The sequence below is a fragment of the Rahnella sp. P4_A8 genome (assembly GCF_056402435.1).
Genome location: NZ_JBFUHK010000029.1, coordinates 42,936 through 51,837, shown reverse-complemented (window position 1 = coordinate 51,837; position 8,902 = coordinate 42,936). Strand labels below are relative to the sequence as shown.

Genomic DNA, 8,902 nt, shown 5'->3' with positions numbered 1-8,902 from the left:
TCTGTAGTGCGCTCAATAAGTATGCTAATTAATCTGCCTCATGGCTTTACGCTGCCGCCGATAAAATAGTGATCTCATGGAGCCTTATGTCAGGTAAAAATCCCTTTTACGACCCGTCAAAAACACATCACACACCGGATGGTTTTACCAATGCCGAACCCCATGACCGGCAGGAGGGTGATCTCAAGCGCTGGAGGAAAGAGCGCAAGGAACTTCGCCTGCCTGCGCCTCCGGCGAAAGGTTACGAACATTTTGTCAGCCAGTGGTGGCAGGCTGCCGACTTCAGCGGGTCTGATGATCGTTTATGGTTTTTAGGACATGCCTGTTTATTGCTGCGTGTTGCCGGGCGCTATATCCTGATGGATCCTGCATTGTCTCATCGTGCTTCGCCATTCAGTTTCTACGGGCCTGAGCGAAAAACGCCGGTTGCTGTTACGGTAGAAGAACTTCCACCGATTGATGTTGTTCTGTTATCCCACAATCATTATGACCATCTCGACAGCGCGACGGTCCGCAAGCTATTGCGACGTTTCCCGGAAGTGCAATTTATGGTGCCTTTGGGCATAAAGCGTTGGCTGGAACGGCGCGGGGCACGATACATCGAGGAACTCGACTGGTGGGATGAGCAGCAGTTTGGTGAGCTGAAGTTTTCAGCTGTGCCGGCGCGCCACTGGAGTATGCGGACATTATGGGATCGAAACCGGTCTCTCTGGTGTGGATGGGTGGTCAGCCATCCCGGTTTGCGGTTCTTTTTTTCCGGCGACAGCGGGTACAGCAATCAGTTTGAAATAATTGGACAACGTCTGGGACCTTTCGATTTAGCCGCAATTCCTGTCGGCGCCTATGCACCAAGATGGTTCATGCGTGCGCAACATATGGACCCGCAACAGGCAGTGGCTGTGTTTACTGAGCTGTGTTGTAAAAAGGCGGTTCCCATTCATTGGGGGGTTTTTGAATTAGCCGATGAATCACTGGATCAGCCACTGATTGAATTAGCGGAAGCCATAAGTCAAAGTGAATCGCCTGAAATGGAATTTAAACCATTAAAAATTGGCGCAAGCATTTCTAAAGATTGAATATCATTTCCACCGGTATTGGGAATATATAAGTAGCTACTTCACCTATGAAATGAGAAGTATTATCAGTTGGGTGACATTTTTTATAACACTTACACTTCGTGTGTGTTATGTGAATGTTAATTATTAGGTCAGATAGATTAATTACCTGCTCAATTCATCTTTATCAAAACAGAATGTTTTTTGTAAGCGCGGAGAGACTTCTTTTTGTCAGAAAAAATGGATTTTTTTGTTGCTAAACAGGGCATTGAACTGCGCTTCGCCTGCCTGCAACGCAGGCGGGTTGTCTGTCAGACTATCGTGGTTGGCTTCTGGCAGGTAATGAGACGATTTCAGCGTGATCTGAGTATGAATAGAAAGCTGATATGGGATTTTGATCACGGTAATTAATATTAGTTTTTCATATGGATATTTAGTATTTGAATAAGGCGGCCGGGAGTATCGGCAAACTGTTATGTTGTTTTAACCAACTCGCAAACTTTAATTCATTATATTGTCAAAATCACCACGATAAAAAATAGTCATTACCGGGTGTCGTAATTTGGAATTCATTTTGCCTGAAGCCGGTTGGGTTTGGGCTATTATCAGGCAGGAAGTACAGGCGCACAGTTAAGGTGCATTTATTGATTTTCACTGTTTGTTTTGCACCATTTTATCCGTCTATGGCGTAATTGATTATTGCATAACCAGTCATATTGGGAGGCACTGACGTTGTGCATATACCCGTTCTGTTGCACAAGTGCCGCAAACGCCGTGTGATGCGCTGTCACCGGACCTGATCTCACGCTGTAAGGCCTGTAAAGCGGTGCCAAATGGGCACAGAAGCGGAGAGTTTTAGCTGGCTCCCGCAATAAAAATTCAAATAAAGGTGTGTTTTACGCTTACGGTTCTGCATTAAATGATCAATAATCGAAACAGGTCGTTATTGTTTTGTTTGATATGCAGGTAAAACTGCAAAGCAGAAAAAAGCATGTCTATCAACATATTTCAGCTTAACTGAACACGAAGTGCCTTTAACCGGCTCAAATATGTGCGACATGTCCATCACTGATTAAAAATGGCTTGCCATCGAATTCAGAGTATGTGATAACGCATCTGGGTAAAACGAGGTACAGTTCTGTATATGTGTGGCATTTTCAGTATAGAAGTTCTGAGTAAAGACGTTAACGTTGAATACCGCTTCTCTGCCGATTCTAATCTTAGTGCCTCAAGCAGTAACGACTCTAGTTTGTCTATGTAACGCCGCTGGGCGGTTTAAACAATCCAAAGGAAATACTCAAGATGGCAAAGATCAAAGGTCAAGTTAAGTGGTTCAACGAGTCTAAAGGTTTCGGTTTCATTACTCCTGCTGACGGCAGCAAAGATGTGTTCGTACACTTCTCTGCAATCCAGGGTAACGGCTTCAAAACTCTGGCTGAAGGCCAGAACGTAGAGTTCGAAATCCAAGACGGCCAGAAAGGCCCGTCAGCAGTTAACGTAACTGCAATCTAAGCAGCGTTAGCTGTAAAAAAACCCGCCAAGGCGGGTTTTTTTGTGTCAGCCGTTCAGGCTCAGAGGATCATGATCCCTGATTGCTGGTTACGTCCGCTGATACCCGGGTGTGTCGGGTCCTGCGCCCGCTGATGGCTGTTACGGCGAAAACTCGTGTACCTGAATCCGGTTCCGGCTGCATCGGGCGAGCAAATCGTGCAACGGCCTGCGCGATCAACGCCTGCAAATCCTAACGCCCGCAATTTGGCTTCAGCAATGGCAACCAGATCAAGATGGCGGTGGCTTGGTGAGATGAGTGCAGGGGGTAAATCGAGACGTTGCAGAAAAGTATCAATCAGTTCCTGACTGACTTCATAACAGCAGGCTCCTGCGGACGGGCCGACAGACACAAACCAGTCAGAAGTATCACCCGACTGATTAATCCGCTGTGCCATTTGCTCCAGAATGCCGTCAATCAGCCCGCGCCAGCCTGCGTGCACTGCCGCAACTTCTCTGCCATCTTTGCGACAGAAAATTACCGGTAAGCAGTCTGCAGTGAAAACGGCAAGAAGAATGCCCGGCATAGCGGTGATGAAGCCATCCGCCTCACCGCATTCCTGGCCTGCRACTGTCACATCGACAATCCGTGTGCCGTGTACCTGTTTTTTTCCGGGACAGGTCGCTTCATAGCTTTGCAGATGTTCAGGCAGCAACGCCTGTTTATCGCCGAAGCCATGCACAATACCGGGGATTTGACTGAGTAAAGCTGAGTGGTCACTCATCTTGTGTCTCGTTAGAGAAATGTGATGCAACCAGTGTAGCCGCCTTTGAGCGGGATTTTCCAGCAGTTGCAACCCCTGAGCACCTTCTTTAGACTTAACACTATTGCGAATTTTCGCCCCCTCAGACTTTTCTTGCAGGTTTTCCGCATGACTTATCAGTGCCCGCTTTGTTTCCAGCCGCTTACGCTGGCCGGTCAGCAATGGTGTTGTCCCGCCAACCATCAGTTTGATAACGCGAAAGAGGGGTATGTCAATCTGATGCCCGTACAGCACAAACGCTCAAAGCAGCCGGGTGACAGCCCGGAAATGATGATATCGCGTCGTGCTTTTCTTGATGCAGGCCATTACCAGCCTTTGCGTGACCGTCTGACAGATATTCTGGACGACGTCATCGCGCAAACGGCGGACACATTGCTGGATATTGGCTGCGGGGAAGGGTACTACACCGCCGCATTCGCTGAGAGGCTCWCACAAAAACGTGCGCTGAAAGTGTTTGGGCTGGATGTCTCGAAAGTGGCCATCCGTTATGCATCCAAACGTTATCGCGATGTGTCATTTTGTGTGGCTTCCAGCCATCGCTTACCTTTTGCTGAGGGTTCACTGGATGCGGTCATTCGTATTTATGCACCCTGTAAGGCGCAGGAATTGTACCGGGCGATAAAACCGGGCGGCCTGGTGGTTACGGTGGCACCGGGACCACGTCATTTATATCAGCTGAAAGGGTTGATATACCAGGATGTACAACTGCATGCTGATCTCGATGAGCAGCTGGAAGGTTTTGACCGGATAAGTACGGAAGCGCTCGCCTATGACATGATGCTTTCCGGAGAGCAGGCGTTTGATTTATTGCAGATGACGCCATTTGCATGGCGTGCGACAGAAGAAGTGATGGCCAACTTAAAGGCTCAGACAGCCTTTGAATGCGAGACAGACTTCCTCATCAGGATACATCAGCGTGCGTCAGCGTAAATAACCCAGATGCTCCAGCAGGATGCTCGACCCAATTCCTATCAGAACCGCACCTCCTAAAACTTCGGCCCATTTGCCTAACAGCGGGCCGATAAAACGCCCGACCATTATCCCGAGCGTTGACATCACCATGGTCGCCATACCGATGAGCAGCGCGGTAAGGATGATGYTCACTTCAAGAAAAGCTAAACCGACGCCGATCGCCAGAGCATCCAGACTGGTGCCGATAGCCGTTGCAGCCAGGATCCAGAACCCGTGACGGGTTGCCGTTGTCAGGTTATCTTCCGGCTTATTTTTTAGCCCTTCGATGATCATGCGTGTGCCCAGAATACACAGCAGGGTAAACGCGACCCACTGGCTCCACTGCATGATGTACTGGCTGGCAAATAAGCCCATATACCAGCCAATCAGTGGCGTTATGGCTTCTATGACACCGAAAATAAAACCCGTGCGGAAGGCCTCGCGAAAGCAAGGACGATGAAGGCTGGCGCCTTTGCCAATTGATGCGGCGAAGGCGTCCATGGACATGCCAAATGCAAGAATAAGCGTAGCGGATAAGTTCACGAGAATAGCCCCCAAATAACGGCGCAACCTTACCACACTATTTTTATTCGGGACAACACCAAATAAAATGGGGTTTTAAATAATGCCGTATGTTGGGGAATAACAATATTATTGACAAGGTATTTATCAACATTGTTATCTGTAAGGTTAACTTAAATCCTGGGAAATATGCACTATGCTATAACTGATAACTCATGGTCTAAATTCAAGCTATTGATTATTAACCATAATTTTATATATTCTTTCAAGATCATCCAGTTCGTTTACGCGAATTAATAACTTTTTCTGTTCTAATTCAAATACCAGGATACCGTCTTCAGAAAGATTCATACTGCGGATCCGATCGTAGGTGATGAAAGTGTTGGCGAAATAAAAACCCTCCTCTTTGAAGAGCATTTTTGGCCAGCGAATAAAAGAGAGATAAAAAGCAATCAGCCCCAGGCCGATCAGTAAATAATTGGTAATAACGGTGCCATTCGCATGGATATTATTATAAAGAAGAATAGCCAGAAGACCGATAAAGATAATCGAATCGAGTCTGTTACGGCGGCGCAGGTTGACCCGCAGGCGAGTTTTACCCTTGCGTGTACCCATGATGAATTCGTCATAGATGGCGTAGGCAAGCAACAGGAGAGTGAAAAGGGCGAGGACGATATCGGTTACAGACATGAAAACTCCAGCTAACAGCCATCAGGCAAAGCAAAGTAAAAATGACAAAGAGATCAATAGCAGAAACAAAAAAGCCGGGGAAAGATTTCCCCGGCTTTGAAGGTTATCAGAGACCTAGCAGGCCAATCCAGTAACCGAAGATACCGATGGCGAAGAAGCCAACGATGATCCACAACGCATTCACTTTCTTCCGCAACAGCCACATACAACCGAAGGTCAGCAGTAATGGCACCAGACCCGGCATCAGCTGGTCCAGAATAGTCTGGACAGTGGTGACGGTGGTATGACCCGTCTGGTCGGTGATTTTCGACACGACTAGCGGAATGTTAACGTGTGTCCACTTGTTAACCAGGGCCCCCATGACAAAGAGGCCGAGAATTGACGCCCCCTCGGTCAGTTTTTGCAGGAAGCCGCCGCCCATATCGTTAACGATATCGACACCTTTTTTGTAGCCATAAGACACGCCGTAGTAGCGGGTCAGCAGGCGTACGAGGTTAAACAGAACAAAGAACAGCAACGGACCCAGCAAGCTGCCGGTCATCGCAATACCCGCACCCAATGCAGCAAACACCGGACGCACAGTACCCCAGAAGATCGGGTCACCCACACCGGCCAGAGGCCCCATCAGACCGACTTTCAGGCCGTTGATGGCCGCGTCGTCGATAGGTGCGCCATTGGCACGCTGTTCTTCCATCGCCAGCGTCACACCCAGAACCGGAGCCGCAACGTAAGGATGGGTATTAAAGAATTCCAGGTGGCGTTTGATAGCCGCTTTGCGATCGTCGTTATTTTCAGGGTAGAGACGACGGATTGCAGGCACCATACAGAAGCAGAAGCCCAGAGCCTGCATACGTTCGAAGTTCCATGACCCCTGGAAAAGGTTGGAGCGTATAAACACACCGCGAATATCGCTGGCCGTGAGTTTTTTAACTGCAGTTTGATCAACCATGTCCTTCACCCTTAATCCAATTCGTTGTCGAGATCGTTAACACCCGGTGCAGCCGCCGCTTGCGCAGACTTGTTGTATTTCGGGCTCAACTGGATGTAAAGAACAGCCATCACCACACCAATCACACCCAGTGCAACCAGGTTGAAGTTGGTGAATGCAGCAGTAACGAAACCGAGGTAGAAGAACGGCATCAGGTAGCCAGCACGCATCATGTTGATGACCATGGCGTAACCCACGACGACGATCATACCACCAGCGATGTTCAGACCGTTGGTAACCACTTCAGGGATTGAAGCCAGTAAGTCATGAACAATAGCAGTACCCACAGACACAGCAACAATCACAGCAGGGATGGCAATACGCATTGCCTGCAGGATCAGTGCTGAAACGTGGATCCAGCTAATCGCGCTCAGATTCCCTTTTTCAGCCGCTTTATCCGCTGCGTGCTGGAAGGCGACGGTGATGGTACGAACGATGATGGTTAATACCTGACCTGCTGCTGCCAGCGGTATCGCCAGTGCGATACCGGCACCGACAGACTGACCGCCTGCGATAACCAGAATGGTAGAAATGATAGAGGCGAGGGCAGCATCTGGCGCAACAGCAGCACCGATGTTCATCCAGCCAAGCGCGATCATTTCCAGAGTACCCCCGATGATGATCCCGGTTTTTACATCACCAAGAACAAAACCGATCAAAGTACAGGCGACTAACGGACGGTGAAACTGAAATTCATCCAGGATCGAACCCATCCCGGCAATACATGCGACAATAAATATCAGCACAATTTGTAGTGTGGTGATCTCCATTGCACTTCTCCTATGACCAAAGGACGCTGAGTATAAACAGGCACACCAGACAGATAACGTTGAGGGAATCTGCCAACAACGGCGCGCTTATTAATTCATTTTATTAATGAGATCCATCATCTTGAGGCGTGAGTCAGTAGAGACTTTACGCACTTCAAGTTCGATACCTTTTTCATTCAGTTTCCTGAATGCTTCGATATCTTTTTCATCGACAGACACGGCGTTATTCACCTGAGTTTTACCCTGGCGGAAAGCCATACCACCAATGTTTACGGAGGTAATTTTCACGCCACCCTCAACCAGACGCAGAACGTCAGTCGGGTTAGTGAATAACAACATCACGCGGTCGCCCGCGTATTTTGGGTTGTCCCAGACACGAATGGCTTTCGCAACGTCAACAACGTGTGCGGTAACACCAGGAGGAGCAACCTGAGTCAGCAACGTTTTACGCACGGTATCGGCAGCCACTTCGTCGCTGACAACAATAATGCGTGTCACGTTGGTTTCTTTGGTCCAGCGGGTCGCGACCTGGCCATGGATCAAACGGTCATCGATTCGGGCAAGGCCGATCTTCATATGGTCGTTCGGACCGGCAGGTTTCGCCGGGGCGGCTGCTTTTGGCGCAGGGGCGGCGGCAGGGGCTTGAGCGGCAGGTTCAGGGGTTTTCAGCGCTTTTACGCCGATACGACCCGTCTCCACTGCAATGGCAACCAGTTCTGCGAAAGCAGGATTGTCATCACGTGCCATGAAAGTCTCTGCCAGCATCGGGATGTTAACACCGGTGACAACTTCGTAATTTTCCTTATCGACAACAATACGGCTGGCGGCATTGAACGGGCTGCCACCCCAGGTGTCGACCAGGAAAAGGACGCCGCTGCTGGTGTCTAAACCACCCAACTTAGCCGTGTACTTTTCGATCAGGGTTTCGGCGTTTTCGCCGGGAACGAAATCAATAAAGGCGACATTATCCTGTTCACCTAAAATCATTTCCGCTGTTTTCAGCAATTGCTCAGCTGCTGACCCGTGCGTGCCGATGATAATAGCAATACTCACTCGCTACCTCCTCTGTTAACTCTGGGAAAGAGTTATGCACATAAGTAATGGTGCTGATGATATCCGCCCGTTTTTATTCCTGAGGCGGACGGGGCATTCCGTGCGTCCTGACTGTCCTTAATTTCTGATAAGACTGCAAAACTATAAATTGCAGAACCTCAACGGGTTGTGCGACGTGATTTATTTTAGTGTGCGAAAAAATAATTTTTGTGACGACTGTCCGTTATTGAACGACGTATTGTGAATACGGTTTCACATCGCACATTAAAACAGCATAGATGTTACAAACTGATGCTGAAGGTAAAAGATCACTCTTTCTTCAAATAATCATTCCTGATAAAGTGATTTTCCGAATAATTGAACAGGAGTACCGGGCCTCAGCCCTCCCTATGGACTGTCACCGACGTCACTATTCTTCGCTTTTTCACCTCATTCTTACCGGCAAATCTGCCCCGATGGGCCTGATTTCAGCCGCACTGAAACCGCTTTCATCTGCTATTTCTGCAGCCAATACTTCCGGACGGTCATCTGACAGCCTGGGGTGTGGTGTTTTTGTGCGTC

At 48.7% G+C, this 8,902-nt stretch carries 10 protein-coding genes; 4 read left to right on the top strand and 6 right to left on the bottom strand.

All coding sequences use genetic code 11. The features are described from left to right. Positions 1-86 precede the first annotated feature (86 nt). From AC1DUO_RS15290 to cspE, 3 genes are all read left to right on the top strand, one after another. The gene (locus tag AC1DUO_RS15290) at positions 87-1,076 is read left to right on the top strand and encodes an MBL fold metallo-hydrolase (RefSeq protein ID WP_013576197.1); all 990 of its coding nucleotides are present in this window, start codon (positions 87-89) and stop codon (positions 1,074-1,076) included. Positions 1,077-2,199: 1,123 nt separating this feature from the next. After that, complete coding sequence (locus AC1DUO_RS15285; RefSeq protein WP_119261806.1) at positions 2,200-2,316, top strand: DUF2627 domain-containing protein; 117 nt, start codon at positions 2,200-2,202, stop codon at positions 2,314-2,316. A 41-nt stretch (positions 2,317-2,357) separates the two neighbouring features. Continuing rightward, positions 2,358-2,567 carry a transcription antiterminator/RNA stability regulator CspE gene (gene cspE, locus AC1DUO_RS15280; protein WP_002221949.1) on the top strand — a complete coding sequence of 70 codons (210 nt, stop codon included), beginning with the start codon at positions 2,358-2,360 and terminating at the stop codon, positions 2,565-2,567. Positions 2,568-2,626: 59 nt separating this feature from the next. Here the strand turns inward: cspE and pgeF are convergent, their stop codons facing one another. Beyond that, positions 2,627-3,328, bottom strand: a complete 702-nt coding sequence (gene pgeF / locus AC1DUO_RS15275) for a peptidoglycan editing factor PgeF (protein ID WP_013576196.1) — start codon at positions 3,326-3,328, stop codon at positions 2,627-2,629. Positions 3,329-3,475: 147 nt separating this feature from the next. Between pgeF and rlmA the strand changes: the two genes are divergently transcribed. Next, on the top strand, positions 3,476-4,297 hold the full coding sequence (gene rlmA, locus AC1DUO_RS15270; protein WP_477987831.1) for a 23S rRNA (guanine(745)-N(1))-methyltransferase: 822 nt from the start codon (positions 3,476-3,478) through the stop codon (positions 4,295-4,297). Here the strand turns inward: rlmA and mntP are convergent. The 5 genes from mntP to manX form a co-directional block, all read right to left on the bottom strand. After that, positions 4,289-4,861: a manganese efflux pump MntP gene (gene mntP / locus AC1DUO_RS15265; RefSeq protein ID WP_477987829.1), complete on the bottom strand. Its 573-nt coding sequence runs from the start codon at positions 4,859-4,861 to the stop codon at positions 4,289-4,291. The two genes, rlmA and mntP, sit on opposite strands and share 9 nt — an antisense overlap. 210 nt (positions 4,862-5,071) lie before the next feature. Beyond that, positions 5,072-5,530, bottom strand: a complete 459-nt coding sequence (locus AC1DUO_RS15260; RefSeq protein WP_013576193.1) for a DUF986 family protein — start codon at positions 5,528-5,530, stop codon at positions 5,072-5,074. Positions 5,531-5,636: 106 nt separating this feature from the next. Further along, a complete protein-coding gene (locus AC1DUO_RS15255) occupies positions 5,637-6,479 on the bottom strand; it encodes a PTS mannose transporter subunit IID (RefSeq protein ID WP_013576192.1) in 843 nt (280 codons plus the stop codon). A gap of 11 nt (positions 6,480-6,490) precedes the next feature. Continuing rightward, on the bottom strand, positions 6,491-7,288 hold the full coding sequence (locus AC1DUO_RS15250; RefSeq protein WP_013576191.1) for a PTS mannose/fructose/sorbose transporter subunit IIC: 798 nt from the start codon (positions 7,286-7,288) through the stop codon (positions 6,491-6,493). A 90-nt stretch (positions 7,289-7,378) separates the two neighbouring features. Beyond that, on the bottom strand, positions 7,379-8,341 hold the full coding sequence (manX, locus tag AC1DUO_RS15245) for a PTS mannose transporter subunit IIAB (RefSeq protein WP_013576190.1): 963 nt from the start codon (positions 8,339-8,341) through the stop codon (positions 7,379-7,381). Between the last annotated feature and the right edge of the window lie 561 nt (positions 8,342-8,902).